12 protein-coding genes are annotated in these 15,127 nt (G+C 70.4%); 1 reads left to right on the top strand and 11 read right to left on the bottom strand.

The features are described 5' to 3' along the window. Window positions 1–267 precede the first annotated feature (267 nt). On the top strand, window positions 268–3,399 hold the full coding sequence (gene ileS, locus ACFZCY_RS07835; RefSeq protein WP_391170120.1) for an isoleucine--tRNA ligase: 3,132 nt from the start codon (window positions 268–270) through the stop codon (window positions 3,397–3,399). A gap of 339 nt (window positions 3,400–3,738) precedes the next feature. Here the strand turns inward: ileS and ACFZCY_RS07830 are convergent, their stop codons facing one another. The 11 genes from ACFZCY_RS07830 to mraY form a co-directional block, all read right to left on the bottom strand. Beyond that, window positions 3,739–4,923: a DivIVA domain-containing protein gene (locus ACFZCY_RS07830; protein ID WP_361489672.1), complete on the bottom strand. Its 1,185-nt coding sequence runs from the start codon at window positions 4,921–4,923 to the stop codon at window positions 3,739–3,741. Window positions 4,924–4,972: 49 nt separating this feature from the next. Continuing rightward, complete coding sequence (locus ACFZCY_RS07825) at window positions 4,973–5,269, bottom strand: YggT family protein (RefSeq protein ID WP_055556344.1); 297 nt, start codon at window positions 5,267–5,269, stop codon at window positions 4,973–4,975. Between the two features lie 73 nt (window positions 5,270–5,342). Then, window positions 5,343–5,957, bottom strand: a complete 615-nt coding sequence (locus ACFZCY_RS07820) for a cell division protein SepF (protein ID WP_391170119.1) — start codon at window positions 5,955–5,957, stop codon at window positions 5,343–5,345. A 123-nt stretch (window positions 5,958–6,080) separates the two neighbouring features. After that, window positions 6,081–6,800, bottom strand: a complete 720-nt coding sequence (locus ACFZCY_RS07815; protein WP_391170118.1) for a YggS family pyridoxal phosphate-dependent enzyme — start codon at window positions 6,798–6,800, stop codon at window positions 6,081–6,083. Between the two features lie 3 nt (window positions 6,801–6,803). Next, window positions 6,804–7,535 (bottom strand): peptidoglycan editing factor PgeF, encoded by a 732-nt coding sequence (pgeF, locus tag ACFZCY_RS07810; protein WP_391170117.1) that lies wholly within the window; start codon window positions 7,533–7,535, stop codon window positions 6,804–6,806. A gap of 43 nt (window positions 7,536–7,578) precedes the next feature. Continuing rightward, the gene (gene ftsZ / locus ACFZCY_RS07805; RefSeq protein ID WP_391170116.1) at window positions 7,579–8,817 is read right to left on the bottom strand and encodes a cell division protein FtsZ; all 1,239 of its coding nucleotides are present in this window, start codon (window positions 8,815–8,817) and stop codon (window positions 7,579–7,581) included. 277 nt (window positions 8,818–9,094) lie between these two features. Continuing rightward, window positions 9,095–9,892 (bottom strand): FtsQ-type POTRA domain-containing protein, encoded by a 798-nt coding sequence (locus ACFZCY_RS07800; RefSeq protein WP_391170115.1) that lies wholly within the window; start codon window positions 9,890–9,892, stop codon window positions 9,095–9,097. Window positions 9,893–9,905: 13 nt separating this feature from the next. Next, a complete protein-coding gene (gene murG, locus ACFZCY_RS07795; protein ID WP_055556334.1) occupies window positions 9,906–11,000 on the bottom strand; it encodes an undecaprenyldiphospho-muramoylpentapeptide beta-N-acetylglucosaminyltransferase in 1,095 nt (364 codons plus the stop codon). A 6-nt stretch (window positions 11,001–11,006) separates the two neighbouring features. Further along, window positions 11,007–12,539 carry a putative lipid II flippase FtsW gene (ftsW, locus tag ACFZCY_RS07790; RefSeq protein WP_391170114.1) on the bottom strand — a complete coding sequence of 511 codons (1,533 nt, stop codon included), beginning with the start codon at window positions 12,537–12,539 and terminating at the stop codon, window positions 11,007–11,009. Between the two features lie 57 nt (window positions 12,540–12,596). Beyond that, complete coding sequence (gene murD / locus ACFZCY_RS07785) at window positions 12,597–14,033, bottom strand: UDP-N-acetylmuramoyl-L-alanine--D-glutamate ligase (RefSeq protein WP_391170113.1); 1,437 nt, start codon at window positions 14,031–14,033, stop codon at window positions 12,597–12,599. Next, window positions 14,030–15,097, bottom strand: coding sequence for a phospho-N-acetylmuramoyl-pentapeptide-transferase (gene mraY, locus ACFZCY_RS07780; RefSeq protein WP_055556414.1), 1,068 nt, complete (start codon window positions 15,095–15,097; stop codon window positions 14,030–14,032). The genes murD and mraY overlap by 4 nt, the downstream gene beginning before the upstream one ends. Window positions 15,098–15,127 lie beyond the last annotated feature (30 nt).

The raw sequence follows: 15,127 nt of genomic DNA, 5'->3' as shown, positions 1-15,127 counted from the left end.
AAAGGCGTGGATGGGGACGAGTAGCGGCGTACGCGGCCACGAGCGACCCGGGGACGGTGTGAGCCCGGGGGCGAGCGCGACGTGAAGGATCACCCCGGAGCCGCCGGAAGAACACCCGCCCTGGGCCAGTAGAACCGGCATCGCGCCCCTAATGAGGGGGCCGGGAGCGCACTGCTCGCGGCCAAGGAGGGTGGTACCGCGGGAGCGCCGAGGCTCTCGTCCCTCCGACGGAAACGACGAGACGTATCCGCCGGAGGACGCATTCCGATGACGCAGTACCGCCAGGTGCCCGCCCAGGTCGACCTGCCCGCCCTCGAGCACGCCGTGCTCGACTTCTGGCAGGAGAACAAGATCTTCGCCCGCACCCTCGAACAGTCCGAGGGCCGGCCGGAGTGGGTCTTCTACGAGGGCCCGCCCACCGCCAACGGCATGCCGGGCGCCCATCACATCGAGGCGCGCGTCTTCAAGGACGTCTTCCCCCGTTTCCGCACCATGCGCGGCTACCACGTGGCCCGCAAGGCAGGCTGGGACTGCCACGGCCTGCCGGTGGAGCTGGCGGTCGAGAAGGAGATGGGCTTCAACGGCAAGAAGGACATCGAGGCGTTCGGCATCGCCGAGTTCAACGCCAAGTGCCGGGAGTCGGTGACCCGGCACACCGACGCCTTCGCCGAACTGACCCGGCGCATGGGCTACTGGGTCGACCTGGACGACGCCTACCGCACGATGGACCCCGAGTACGTCGAGTCGGTGTGGTGGTCGCTCAAGGAGATCTTCACCAAGGGCCTGCTGGTCCAGGACCACCGCGTCGCCCCCTGGTGTCCGCGCTGCGGCACCGGGCTGTCCGACCACGAGCTGGCGCAGGGCTACGAGACCGTCGTCGACGCCTCCGTCTACGTACGCTTCCCGCTGACCTCCGGCCCGCTGGCGGGCGAGGCGTCCCTGCTGGCATGGACGACCACCCCGTTCTCGCTGGTCGCCAACCTCACCGTCGCCGCCCACCCCGAGGTGACCTATGTGGTCGCCACGGACGGCAACGAGAAGCTGGTCGTCGCCGAGTCGCTGGTCGAGCAGGCGCTCGGCGAGGGATGGCGGACAACCGGCCAGAGCTTCACCGGTGCGGAGATGGAGCGCTGGACGTACCAGCGCCCCTTCGAGCTGGTCGAGATCCCCGACGCGCACTTCGTCGTCAACGCCGACTACGTCACCACCGAGGACGGCACCGGACTGGTCCACCAGGCGCCCTACGGTGAGGAGGACTTCAAGAGCAGCCGCGCCTACGGCGTGCCGATCGTCAACCCGATCCGCACGGACGGCACCTTCGAGGAGGGGCTGGACCTGGTCGGCGGCCAGTTCTTCAAGAAGGCCGACGAGGTGCTGGTCCGCGACATGGACGAGCGCGGCCTGCTGTTCCGGCACCTGGCGTACGAGCACAGCTACCCGCACTGCTGGCGCTGCCACACCCCGCTGATCTACTACCCCCAGCCGTCCTGGTACATCCGCACCACCGCGGTCAAGGACGCGCTGCTGCGGGAGAACGAGAAGACCAACTGGTTCCCGGACTCGGTCAAGCACGGCCGCTTCGGCGACTGGCTGAACAACAACATCGACTGGGCCCTCTCCCGCAACCGCTACTGGGGCACCCCGCTGCCCATCTGGCGCTGTGAGGAGAACCACCTGACCTGCGTCGGCTCGCTCACCGAGCTGTCCGAGCTGACCGGCACCGACCAGACGGGGCTCGACCCGCACCGCCCGTACATCGACGAGGTCACCTTCACCTGCACCGCCGAGGGCTGCTCCCTGGAGGCCGTGCGGGTGCCGGAGGTCATCGACGCCTGGTACGACTCGGGTTCGATGCCGTTCGCGCAGTGGGGCTACCCGTACCGCAACAGGGAGGTCTTCGAGAAGCGCTACCCGGCGCAGTTCATCTCCGAGGCCATCGACCAGACCCGCGGCTGGTTCTACACGCTGATGGCGGTCGGCACGCTCGTCTTCGATCGGTCGAGCTATGAGAACGTGGTCTGCCTCGGTCACATCCTGGCCGAGGACGGCCGGAAGATGTCCAAGCACCTGGGCAACATCCTTCAGCCGATCCCGCTCATGGACCAGCACGGCGCCGACGCCGTGCGCTGGTTCATGGCCGCCGGCGGATCGCCGTGGGCGGCCCGCCGGGTGGGCCACGGCACCATCCAGGAGGTCGTGCGCAAGACGCTGCTGACCTACTGGAACACGGTCGCCTTCCAGGCCCTGTACGCCCGCACCTCGGGCTGGGCGCCGTCCGCCGCCGACCCGGCCCGGGCCGAGCGCCCGATGCTGGACCGCTGGCTGCTGGGCGAACTGGGCACGCTCACCCAGCAGGTCACCCAGGCGATGGAGGCGTACGACACCCAGCGCGCCGGGCGGCTGCTGTCCGCGTTCGTGGACGACCTGTCCAACTGGTACGTGCGCCGCTCGCGCCGCCGCTTCTGGCAGGGCGACGCGGCCGCGCTGCGCACCCTGCACGAGGTCATCGAGACGGTCACCCGGCTGATGGCCCCGCTGGTGCCGTTCATCACCGAGCGCGTCTGGCAGGACCTGGTCGTCCCGGTGACCCCGGACGCCCCCGACTCCGTCCACCTGGCCTCGTGGCCCGAGGCCGACCAGGCCATGATCGACCCGGCCCTCTCGGCCCAGATGGCCCTCGTACGGCGCCTGGTGGAGCTGGGCCGGGCCACCCGGGCCGAGTCCGGCGTGAAGACCCGCCAGCCGCTGTCGCGGGCGCTGGTCGCCGCGTCCGGCTTCGAGAAGCTGGGCCCCGAGCTGCGCGCCCAGATCGAGGAGGAGCTGAACGTCTCCTCGCTCGCCGCGCTGAACGAGGTCGGCGGCTCGCTGGTCGACACCACCGCCAAGGCCAACTTCCGTGCCCTGGGCAAGCGCTTCGGCAAGGGCACCCAGCCGGTCGCCAAGGCCATCGCGGACGCCGACGCGGCCGCGCTGTCCGTCGCGCTGCGCGAGGGGACCGCGTCGGTCGTGGTGGACGGCGAGACGGTCGCCCTCTCCCCCGACGAGGTCATCATCACCGAAACCCCGCGGGAGGGCTGGTCGGTCGCCTCCGACTCCGGCGCCACGGTCGCCCTCGACCTGGAGATCACCCCGGAGCTGCGGCGCGCGGGCCTCGCCCGGGACGCCATCCGGCTGATCCAGGAGGCCCGTAAGAACAGCGGCCTGGACGTCGCCGACCGGATCGCCCTGCGGTGGGTGTCCGCCGACGAGGAACTCCGCCAGGCCCTCACGGACCACGCGGGGCTGATCGCGGACGAGGTCCTCGCCACGGACTTCGCCTCCGGCGAGGCCGACGCCGCCTACGGCACCCCCTTCGAGGACCCTGCCCTGGGCCTGACCTTCCGCCTCCGCAAGGCGTAACGCCCCGCGGGGTTTTGTTCCCCACTCCGCCCCTTCCCGACCAGGGGACTCCGCCCCCTGAACCCCCGGTCCTCAAGCGCCGGACGGGCTGATGTCAGCCCGTCCGGCGTTTGAGGACACGCCCGAAAGGCGTCCGGGGCCCGGGGCGGAGCGCGCCCGCATTCCAGCCCGTCCGGCGTTTGCGGACCGGGGTCCGGGGCGGAGCCCCGGTTGCGGAGGGGCGGGTAGGGGAAAGACCGCCGTCGGCCCCACGCACGGCAAAGGGCTGGGCCTCGGGAGCGATCCGCTCCCGGGGCCCAGCCCTTCGTGATTGCCGAACGCGCGCCTACGCGCGACGCGTCAGTTGTCGTCCTCGTCGATGAGGAAGCCCCGCATCGGGCTCGGCGCCTGCTGCATCGGCTGCGGACTCTGCGGCCGCACCGGTGCCATCGGCTGGGTCATCGCGGGAGACATCTGCTGCTGCCCACCGTACGACGGCGCGCCGCCGTTCTGGTTGTGGCCGCCGCCCATCGACTGGTTGCCGCCCATGGTGTGGCCACCCATCGAGCCGGCACCCGAGGAAGCCATGGACCCGCTCATCGAGGGGGACGGCGGCAGCGAGGCGGTCGCCGGAGTCCGCGACGGGGCCAGCGAGTCGTCGGACTGGTTCTCCAGCTGGCGCAGCTGGCTCTCCAGGTACGACTTCAGCCGCGTGCGGTACTCGCGTTCGAAGCCGCGCAGGTCTTCGACCTTGCGCTCGAGCGTGGCGCGAGCGGACTCCAGGGAGCCCATCGCGACACGGTGCTTCTCCTGCGCGTCCCGCTCCAGCGCGTCGGCCTTGGCGCGGGCGTCGCGCTCCAGGCCCTCGGCGCGGCTGCGGGCCTCACCGACGATCTTGTTGGCCTCGGAACGGGCCTCCGCGATCGCCTGGTCGGCGGTCTGCTGCGCGAGCGAGAGCACGCGCGCGGCGCTGTCGCCGCCCGGGCCCTGACCCGGCTGCGGCAGCTGCGGGCCGCCGGGACCACCGGGGCCGCCCATCGGGCCACCCATGGGCCCGCCGGGACCCATGGGGCCGTTCTGGCCCATCGGACCGGGACCACCGGGGCCGCCAGGACCGCCGGGGCCACCGGGACCACCCTGACCCATCGGGCCGGGGCCGCCCTGGCCCATCGGACCGGCCGGCAGCTGCGGGGCACCGCCCGGAAGCTGCGGCGGGCCGCCCATCTGCTGCTGCTGTTGCTGCTGCTGCGGCGGGCCGGGCTGACCCTGCTGCTGCGGCGGTCCGGATATGGCGGCGGGAACAGGGGCGCCGGGTCGCTCCTGCTGTTCCGGAGGTTTGCGCATGCCTTGTTGCTGCTGACTCTGTGCGGCGGCCCGGGTGGCTGCGGCCAGCTTGGCGCGCAGGTCCTCGTTCTCCCGCAGCAGCCGGGTCAGTTCGGCTTCGACCTCGTCGAGGAAGGCATCGACCTCGTCCTCGTCATAGCCTTCTCGGAGGCGGACGGTCGTGAACTGCTTGTTCCGCACGTCCTCGGGGGTCAACGGCATCTCTACTTCACCTCAACGTAGTCGTCGGCAACCGGCAAGACCGTATCGTTCACACCCTGCTCGCAAAATTGCTCACGACGGTGATCAGGATCCAGACGATGATCATCAGCACGAAGAAGGACAGGTCGAGCGCCACACCCCCGAGACGCAACGGCGGGATGACCCGCCGCAGCAGCTTGAGTGGCGGATCGGTCACAGTGTAGGTGGCCTCGAGGATGACCACCATCGCCCTACCGGGTTGCCACGAGCGTGCGAACTGGAAGACGTAGTCCATCACCAGCCGGAAGATCAGCACGATCAGGAAGCAGTACAACGCGATGTAGATCACCTGCAGTGCGATGCCCATCTCGCGCGTCCCTCTCCCCTGTTTCGTACGCGGCCTTGCGGCCTCGGATGACTCGGTGTTGCCGTGTTGCGTCTCAGCTCTGGTTGAAGAACCCGCCCTCTGCGATACGGGCCTTGTCCTCCGCCGTGACATCGACGTTAGCAGGAGACAACAGGAACACCTTCTGCGTCACTCGCTCAATGCTCCCATGGAGACCGAACACGAGTCCGGCGGCAAAGTCGACAAGTCGCTTCGCGTCCGTGTCGTCCATCTCCGTCAGATTCATGATCACCGGGGTGCCCTCACGGAAGTGTTCCCCGATAGTACGGGCCTCGTTGTAGGTCCGAGGGTGCAGTGTGGTGATGCGGTACGGCTCCCGCTCGGACACAACCTTGGGCATGATCACCGGTGCGTTCTTCTCCAAGTTCTGACGTTCAGGTGTGATAGACGCCACGGGGGCAATTCGCGCGGGTTGTCTGTTTTCCGTTACAAGCGGAGCCGGTTCACGCTGTGCGGGGGGGTGGACCACTCGCACAGATTCGCCCCTCTCCGGCCGCGGCTCGGTCTCCACCGCCGGATGACGCCGGCGCTCCCGCTCGGGCTCCGGCTCGGGTTCGAATTCGTCGTCGGGGTCGAACCCCCGGCCGTCGTACCCATCGTCCTCCACGAGGCCGAGGTAGACCGCCATCTTGCGCATCGCGCCGGCCATTCTCTGCGTCCTCCGCTCTGTGGTGGATCGGCTCCGCCACCGGATGCCTTGGATCCACGTGGCCTGCCCGTCTTTTGACGGGAATGACCATATTTTCTGCTGTGGTCCGACTTCTTCGCGACGTTACCGGAGCATGGGGCGGACTCCGAGTACCGCAGTGCCGACGCGCACATGTGTCGCCCCCGCCGCAACCGCTTCTTCCAGATCTGAGCTCATTCCCGCCGAGACCATGTTCGCAGCCGGATGAGCCACGCGCAGGCCGGATGAGATTTCCATCAGCCGGTCGAAGGCCGCCCGCGGCCGGTCCGCGTAGGGGCCGGTCAGCGGCGCCACGGTCATCAGACCGTCCAGCCGCAACCCGTCGGCCGCGACCACTGCGTCGGCCAGAGCGCCCACACCGTCCGGACCGACGCCACCCCGCTGACCCCGCTCATCGGAGTCCGCGTCGAGCGCCACTTGAATCAGGACACCCAGCTCGCGCGCGGCCCCCACGGCCGCCCCCGAGAGCACGTCGACCAATCGCTTGCGATCAACCGATTGCACCACATCGGCATAACTACATACAGAACGCACCTTATTGGTCTGCAATTGCCCGACAAAGTGCCAGATCAATGGCAGATCAGCGCATTCCGCAGCTTTCGGGGCAGCCTCCTGATCGCGGTTCTCCGCGACGTGCCGGACGCCGAGTTCCGCGAGCAAACGGACATCGCTCGCCGGATACGTCTTGGTGACCACGATCAGGGTCACGTCTTCGCGCTTGCGACCGGCCGAGGCGCAGGCGGCAGAGATACGTTCCTCCACCTGTGCCAGGTTCGCGGCCAGTTCCGTCTTGCGATCCGTCACAGCTCAGCCGTCCAACCAGACATAGCTCGCGAGCCGCCCCGTCGTGCGGTCCCGCCGGTACGAGAAGTGGTCCGCCGACTCCAGCGTGCAGATGTGAGATTGTCCATCCATCTCCACACCGGACCGGGCGAGTTGGGCCCGCACCCCAGCCGCCACGTCCACCGCCGGGGTGCCCCAGCTGGTCTCGGCCCAGGACTCGGGCACCGTCTCGGCGACCTCGGCGCGCATGGCCGCGGGGACCTCGTAGCACCGGCCGCAAACGGAGGGACCGGTTCGGGCCACGATCCGGGCCGGGTCCGCGCCCTGGGCCGTCATCGCCTCGACCACCGCCGGGACCACTCCGGCGACCAGCCCGGGCCGCCCCGCGTGGGCGGCACCGGCGACACCGGCGACCGGATCGGCCAGCAGCACCGGGGTGCAGTCGGCGGTGAGGACGGCGAGGGCGAGCCCTCGACGCGACGTCACCACCGCGTCCACGGCGGGGATCTCACCGGTCGCCCAGGGACCCTCGACCACGGCCACGTCCCGGCCGTGCACCTGGTTCATCCAGACGACGGACGACGGCTCCAGGCCGAGCGCCTTGGCCGCCAGCTCGCGGTTGGCCGTCACGGCCTGGGGGTCGTCGCCCACCGCGCCGCCGAGGTTGAGCTCGTCATACGGAGCGGCGCTCACCCCGCCCCACCGGTCGGTGAAGGCGAAGTGCGCGCCGCTCGCGTCGTGCTGTTGCGCTATCACTGCGGGATCGCTTCAGGGTCGCCGTGGAGCCATGGCAGCGGGCTCACTTCAGGAAGTCCGGCACGTCCAGCTCCTCGGCCTGGCTGTCCTGGTAGGGACGGGCCGGCGGGACCTGCGGAGTGGACACCGGGGGCGGCGGCGGGACCTCGGCGACCGGAGCGGGCTCCGCCGGGGCGGGCTCCTCCTCACGCGGAGTGACGCTGCCGAGGCCGCCGAAGGACGGACGGCCGGGCTCCGGGGCGGACTGACGGGGGGCCTGGCCGCTCGCGCTCTCCTCGCGACCGCCGTTGTACGAGCCCAGCACCTTGTCGCGGTTCTGGTTCTTCGCGGGCGGCTGACCGCCGTCGAAGCCCGCCGCGATCACGGTGACCCGGACCTCGTCGCCGAGCGCGTCGTCGATCACCGCGCCGAAGATGATGTTGGCCTCGGGGTGGGCGGCCTCGCTCACCAGCTGGGCGGCCTCGTTGATCTCGAACAGACCGAGGTCGGAGCCGCCGGAGATGGAGAGCAGCACCCCGCGGGCGCCGTCGATGGACGCCTCCAGCAGTGGCGAGGAGATCGCCATCTCGGCGGCGGCCACCGCGCGGTCGTCGCCGCGCGCCGAGCCGATGCCCATGAGCGCCGAGCCCGCCTCGGACATCACGGACTTGACGTCCGCGAAGTCGAGGTTGATCAGGCCGGGGGTGGTGATGAGGTCGGTGATGCCCTGAACACCCGACAGCAGTACCTGGTCCGCCGACTTGAACGCGTCGAGCACGCTCACCTGACGGTCGGAAATCGACAGGAGCCGGTCGTTCGGAATGACGATGAGGGTGTCGACCTCGTCGCGCAGTCCCGCGATGCCGTCCTCGGCCTGATTGGCGCGCCGGCGGCCCTCGAAGGTGAACGGACGGGTGACCACACCGATCGTCAGCGCGCCCAGGGAGCGCGCGATGTTGGCGACCACGGGGGCGCCACCGGTTCCGGTGCCACCGCCCTCGCCCGCCGTCACGAAGACCATGTCGGCCCCCTTGAGGACCTCCTCGATCTCCTCGCGGTGGTCCTCGGCGGCCTTCCGGCCGACGTCGGGGTTGGCGCCGGCGCCCAGTCCACGAGTGAGCTCGCGGCCGACGTCGAGCTTGACGTCCGCGTCACTCATCAGCAGGGCCTGCGCATCGGTGTTGATCGCGATGAACTCGACGCCCTTGAGCCCGACCTCGATCATCCGGTTGATGGCATTCACGCCACCGCCGCCGATGCCGACGACCTTGATGACTGCGAGGTAGTTCTGCGGTGCTGCCACGTCGAAGGCCTCTCGCCTCGAGTTACGTGTCGTCACCCCGCTGTTGCCGCGGTGCGCCGACTGATGCCGAATGGGACGGTTCCGATTGCCGACCCCAACCCTAACGCTGAAGTTTAGGGTTACCAGTGCCTCTGTTTCCCGGAGTCTTCGGAACAGGACACTAAGTCGACAAGTGGCGCGCGTTCAATGAACACGCCGAACCTCCCGCTTTTCTTTTCACCCTATGTGATCACCCAGTGGTCCAGCCAACCAGGGTGCTGGCCTGCCGCTATGCCCGTCAACTACGGGACACCGCGGGCGCGCTCGGCGCGCTGACGTCGAAGTGACCGGCGTCGGGCCGCGCTTTCATGAGCGCCGTGAGCGCCTTGGCCTTCGCGGCTCCGCGCTCATCGCTCCCCCACGCGACCGTACGGCTCCGGGACAGCTCCAGGGTGATCGAGTCGTACGAGCGGACCCGGACCGAGCGCATGTCCGTACGGACCTTCGCCGGGAGCCCGGTGACCACCCGGACGGCCTCGCGGCGCAGTCGCGCAGGGCCGAAATGGCGCGAACTCGGCGACCGGTCCGGCTCCAATTCGAGCAGTGGAACGCCCTTGGGCCGCTTGGTCACGCGGGAGAACCGCACGCCATGGGCGTCCACTTCGCGGAACTTCCCGCCCTCTTCGACAATCACTTCGGCCTTGCGTTCCGTCACATCAAGACTGATGGTGTGCGGCCATGACCGGGATACGTCCACTTTCGCTATCCGCGGCAGCCGGTCCCGCAGTCGCCGACCGATCGCGTCCATGTCCACCGTGGCCAGGGGGGTGTCCAGCGGGACGGCCGCGGCCTTCCGGACCTCGTCCGGGGTGAGCACGTCCGCGCCGGTGACCGTCACCCGCTCGGCCCGCAGCCAGCTCGACCCGTACAGCAGCCAGCCGGTCCCGCCGCCCAGCAGGGCGGCCGCCACCGCGGCGATCACCAGGGTGCGGCGGCTGGGCAGGCGGAACCTGCGCCGCGCCGCGAACAGGCGCGGGGGCGGGCCGGACGGCGACCTCCTTCGGGTGCCGCTCTCGGCGGTCGTCGGTCCGGCCACGCTCCCTGCCTTCTCACGCCTGGCGGCGTGCCGCGATTGCCTCGTACACCATGCCGACCAGCAGCTCGTCGGCGTCCCGGCGGCCGAATTCGGCGGCGCGCCGCGACATCTCGTACAGCCGGTGCGGGTCGCCGAGCACCGGCAGTACGTTGCTCTGCACCCATTCGGGCGTCAGTTCGGCGTCGTCGACCAGCAGTCCGCCGCCCGCCTTGACCAACGGCTGGGCGTTGAGCCGCTGCTCGCCGTTGCCGATGGGCAGCGGGACGTAGGCGGCCGGCAGCCCGACGGCGGACAGCTCTGCGACGGTCATCGCGCCCGCGCGGCAGAGCATCATGTCGGCCGCGGCGTACGCGAGGTCCATCCGGTCCACGTACGGTACCGGGATATAGGGCGGCATTCCGGGCATGTTGTCCACATGCGGCAGTTCGTTTTTCGGGCCGACCGCGTGCAGCACCTGAATCCCGGCCCGCTGCAGGAACGGGGCGACCCGCTGGACCACCTCGTTCAGCCGGCGTGCGCCCTGCGAGCCGCCGGAGACCAGCAGCGTCGGCAGGTTCTGGTCGAGGCCGAAGGCCGCGCGCGCCTCGGGGCGGACCGCCGCCCGGTCCAGGGTGGCGATGGAGCGGCGCAGCGGGATGCCCACGTAGCGGGCGCCCCGGAGCTTGCTGTCCGGGGTGGAGACCCCGACCGACGTGGCGTAGCGGGAGCCGATCTTGTTGGCGAGCCCGGGCCGGGCGTTGGCCTCATGGACGATGATCGGCACACCCAGCCGCTTGGCGGCCAGATAGCCGGGCAGGGCCACATAGCCGCCGAAACCGACCACGCAGTCGGCCTTGGTGCGCTCCAGGATCTGCTCGGCGGCCTTGATCGTGCCGCGCAGCCGCCCGGGGACGGTGATCAGCTCGGGGGTGGGTTTGCGTGGCAGCGGAACGGCGGGGATCAGCCCGAGTTCGTAGCCGCGCTCGGGCACGAGCCGGGTCTCGAGCCCGCGCTCCGTGCCGAGCGCCGTGATCCCCACGGTCGGATCCTGCCTTCGCAGGGCGTCCGCGAGGGCGAGCGCGGGCTCGATGTGGCCGGCGGTCCCCCCACCGGCGAGTACGACATGCACCGAAATTCACCGCTCTCCGGACGGCCGTTCCTTGACGCGCCGTCTCATCGTCTTCCGTCTCACCCGAGCCAGCTTCTTCCGCAAAGCAGGCTGTCGCATGGCCAGCGCCGCCCGCGCGGCGGGCTCGGCCCGGGCGAAGGCGATCAGCAGACCTACGGCGAACATGGTCGGCAGCAGGGCGGACCCTCCGTAGGAGAACAGCGGGAGCGGGACCCCGGCGATCGGCAGCAGACCGAGCACCGCACCGATGTTGATCACGGCCTGGGCCGTGATCCAAGTGGTCACGCCTCCCGCGGCGTACCTCACGAAGGGGTCCTCCGTGCGTCCGGCCACGCGGATACCCGCATAGCCTAGAGCCGCGAAGAGGACGAGCACCGACAGCGTCCCCGCCAGGCCGAGTTCCTCCCCGGTAATGGCGAAGATGAAGTCGGTGTGCGGTTCGGGGAGTTCGCCCCATTTCTCCATGGACGCACCCAGTCCGGAGCCGAACCATCCGCCGTTGGCCAGAGCATAGATCCCATGCACCGCCTGCCAGCACTGATCGTTGGCTCCGGGCTCGGTGGCGCCGATGCAGGCGAGCCGGGACATCCGGTTGGGGCTGGTCTTGATCAGTAAAATGGCGATCGCGCCGGCGAAGGCGAGCACGCCCGCGAAGAGCCGGGTGGGGGCGCCCGCCAGCCAAAGCAGGCCGAAAAGAATCGCCGAGAGAATGATCGCGGTGCCCATGTCGCCGCCCAGCATGATCATCCCGAGCAGCAGGGCCGCCGCCGGGACGAGCGGCACCAGAAGGTGCTTCCACTGCGCGAGCAGCCGCTTGTCCTGCTTGCGGGCGAGCAGATCGGCGCCCCACAGGACGAGCGCGAGCTTGCCGAACTCGCTCGGCTGGAGCATGAACGGGCCGCCGAAGGAGATCCAGTTCTGGTTGCCGTTGACCGAAATCCCTATCCCCGGCACCTGGACCAGGCACATCAGGAAGACCGAGGCGGCCAGCAGCGGATAGGCGAAGGCGCGGTGCAGCTTGATCGGCATGCGCACGGCCAGCAGCATCAGCGCGCCGCCGAGCGCCGCGGCGAAGAGCTGTTTGCGGAAGAAGTACGAGGGGGCGAGGCCGGACTGAAGGGCCTTGATCTGGGAGGCGGAGTAGACCATCACCAGGCCCAGCACGGTGATCAGGGCGGCGCCGCCGAGGATCAGGTAGTACGCGGTGAGCGGCCGGTCCCAGGCCTTCTTGGCGCGCTGCTGTGCGCCCCGCAGCGCGTCCAGCAGGCTGCCCTTGGAGGGACGGCGGGGTGCGCGGATCGCCGGGCGGCGGGGCACCCTGGGTGCGCTCTGACGGCCCTTGCCCGCCTTGTCCCTGCCCTGGGGGGTCGTGGCCGCGGCCTTGCCCCGGCCGCTCTGCGGGCGGGCGGGCGCCGCGGACCGCTCCCCGCCCCGCGACACCGCGGGCCGTGGCCGCGCGGCGGCGCCCGCCAGCGGCCCGGGGCGGCCGGAGGCCGCGGCCTGCCGGGACCGCGGCGCCGCGGGCTGGTCAGGCGTCATGTCGAATCCCCTCCAGGTTCTCCGCGCGAGCGGTGGTCCTCGCGGGGGACCTGCGGGCTACTGCTCGTCCGTGACCGGGCCGGAGGCCAGGTCGCGAACCGCCGCGGCGAAGGCGTCGCCCCGCTTGTTGTAGTTGGTGAACATGTCCATCGAGGCGCAGGCCGGGGCCAGAAGGACGGTATCGCCCGGCCGGGCGAGCCGGGCCGCTTCCCGGACAGCCGCCGCCATCGCCCCAGTGTCGGTCCGGTCGAGGTCCACGACCGGGACATCCGCTGCGTGTCGCGCGAGCGCTTCCCGGATCAGGGCGCGGTCGGCGCCGATCAGCACCACGCCGCGCAGCCGCTGGGCGGCCGTGGAGACGAGGTCGTCGAAGGTGGCGCCCTTGGCGAGGCCGCCGGCGACCCACACGATGTGCTCGTACGCGCCCAACGACGCCTCGGCGGCGTGGGTGTTGGTGGCCTTGGAGTCGTCCACGTAACGCACGCCCTCGACGTCCGCGACGTGCTCCACCCGGTGCGGGTCGGGGCGGAAGGCGCGCAGCCCGTCCCGTACGGCCGCGGGCGGCACGCCGAAGGCGCGGGCCAGGGCCGCGGCGGCGAGCGCGTTGGCGATGTTGTGCGGCGCGGGCGGGTTGACGTCGGCGACCTCGGCCAGCTCCTGGGCGCTCTTCTGGCGGTCGGCGATGAAGGCCCGGTCGACGAGGATGTTCTCGACGACGCCGAGCTGGGAGGGGCCGGGGGTACCGAGGGTGAAGCCGATCGCCCGGCAGCCCTCCTCGACGTCGGCCGCCCGGACCAGGTCCTCGGTGGCGGGGTCGGCGGCGTTGTAGACGCAGGCCACCTGGTTGCCCTCGTAGATCCGGCCCTTGTCGGCCGCGTACGCCGCCATGGAGCCGTGCCAGTCGAGGTGGTCGGGGGCGAGGTTGAGCACCGCGCCGGAGTGGGCGCGCAGCGAGGGCGCCCAGTGCAGCTGGTAGCTGGACAGCTCGACGGCGAGCACGTCGTACGGCTCGTCGCCCAGCACGATGTCCAGGAGCGAGACGCCGATGTTGCCGACGGCGGCGGTGCGCAGTCCGGCCGCCTCCAGGATGGACGCCAGCATGCGCACGGTGGTGGTCTTGCCGTTGGTGCCGGTGACCGCGAGCCAGGGCGCGGAGTCCGGGCCGCGCAGCCGCCAGGCCAGCTCCACATCGCCCCACACCGGGACGCCCGCCTTCTCGGCGGCCAGGAAGAGCGGGCTGGTGGGCTTCCAGCCGGGCGTGGTGACGACCAGTTCGGTGCCCTCGGGGAGTGTGTCCCCGTCACCGAGCCGGACCGTGATGCCGAGCGGCTCCAGTTCGGCCGCCTGGGCGCGCTGGGGCTCGCCGTCGCTTCCGTTGACGACGGTCACCGTGGCCCCGAGGCCCCGCAGCGCACGCGCTGCGGGGACCCCGGAGACGCCGAGTCCGGCGACGGTGACATGCCGTCCGGCGAGGTCGGTGACGTCGATGGTCACGAAGCCCGCCAGCCCGCGTAGAAGAGGCCGAGTCCGACGATCACGCACATGCCCTGGATGATCCAGAACCGGACCACCACCAGGACTTCGCTCCAGCCCTTGAGTTCGAAGTGGTGCTGGAGTGGCGCCATCCGGAAGACCCGGCGCCCGGTGAGCCGGAACGAGCCGACCTGGATGACCACGGACAGGGTGATCAGGACGAACAGCCCGCCGAGGATGGCCATCAGCAGCTCCGTACGGGAGCAGATGGCGAGGCCCGCGAGGGCGCCGCCGAGCGCGAGCGAGCCGGTGTCCCCCATGAAGATCTTGGCGGGCGAGGTGTTCCACCACAGGAAGCCGAAGCAGGCGCCCATCAGCGCGGAGGCGACGACCGCGAGGTCGAGCGGGTCGCGCACCTCGAAGCAGGACGAGGGATTGGTGAGGGTGTCCGCGTTGGCGCAGGACTCCTGGTACTGCCAGACGCCGATGAAGGTGTAGGCGCCGAAGACCATCACGGAGGCGCCGGTGGCCAGGCCGTCCAGGCCGTCGGTGAGGTTCACACCGTTCGACATCGCGAGGATCATGAACAGCGCCCAGATCGCGAAGATCACCGGGCCGAAGGACCAGCCGAAGTCCTGGACGAAGGAGAGCCGGTCGGAGGCCGGGGTCTGCTGGCGGGCGTCGGCGAAGTTCAGCGCGAGGATCGCGAAGGCGACACCGACGATCAGCTGACCGGCCATCTTGGCCTTGGCCCGCAGCCCCAGGCTGCGCTGCTTGACGATCTTGATGTAGTCGTCGAGGAAGCCGACGAGGCCCATGCCCGCGAACAGGAAGAGCACCAGCACACCGGAGAAGGTGGGCTGGCTGCCCGTGATCACCTTCGTCACCGCGTAGGCGATCAGCGTGGCCAGGATGAAGGAGATACCGCCCATGGTGGGCGTGCCCTTCTTGCTGCCGTGCGTCCGCGGGCCGTCGTCCCGGATGTACTGGCCGTAGCCCTTGCGGGCGAGCAGCTTGATCAGCAGCGGGGTGCCGATCAGGGTCAGAAAGAGCCCGATGGCTCCGGAGAAGAGGATCTGCCTCATGGCAGGTACGTGGTCTTCTCCCGCGGCGAG

The organism is Streptomyces sp. NPDC007983 (genome assembly GCF_042958345.1).
GTDB lineage: Bacteria > Actinomycetota > Actinomycetes > Streptomycetales > Streptomycetaceae > Streptomyces.
Note: the sequence above shows the minus strand (reverse complement) of the source record. Positions and strands in the feature narration are given on the sequence as shown.

Excerpts from the sequence above, each read along its gene's own strand:
- ileS (WP_391170120.1), top strand. The coding sequence starts at position 268 with ATGACGCAGTACCGCCAGGTGCCCGCCCAGGTCGACCTGCCCGCCCTC.
- mraY (WP_055556414.1), bottom strand. The coding sequence starts at position 15,097 with ATGAGGCAGATCCTCTTCTCCGGAGCCATCGGGCTCTTTCTGACCCTG.
- ACFZCY_RS07830 (WP_361489672.1), bottom strand. The coding sequence starts at position 4,923 with ATGCCGTTGACCCCCGAGGACGTGCGGAACAAGCAGTTCACGACCGTC.
- ftsW (WP_391170114.1), bottom strand. The coding sequence starts at position 12,539 with ATGACGCCTGACCAGCCCGCGGCGCCGCGGTCCCGGCAGGCCGCGGCC.
- ACFZCY_RS07820 (WP_391170119.1), bottom strand. The coding sequence starts at position 5,957 with ATGGCCGGCGCGATGCGCAAGATGGCGGTCTACCTCGGCCTCGTGGAG.
- ACFZCY_RS07825 (WP_055556344.1), bottom strand. The coding sequence starts at position 5,269 with ATGGGCATCGCACTGCAGGTGATCTACATCGCGTTGTACTGCTTCCTG.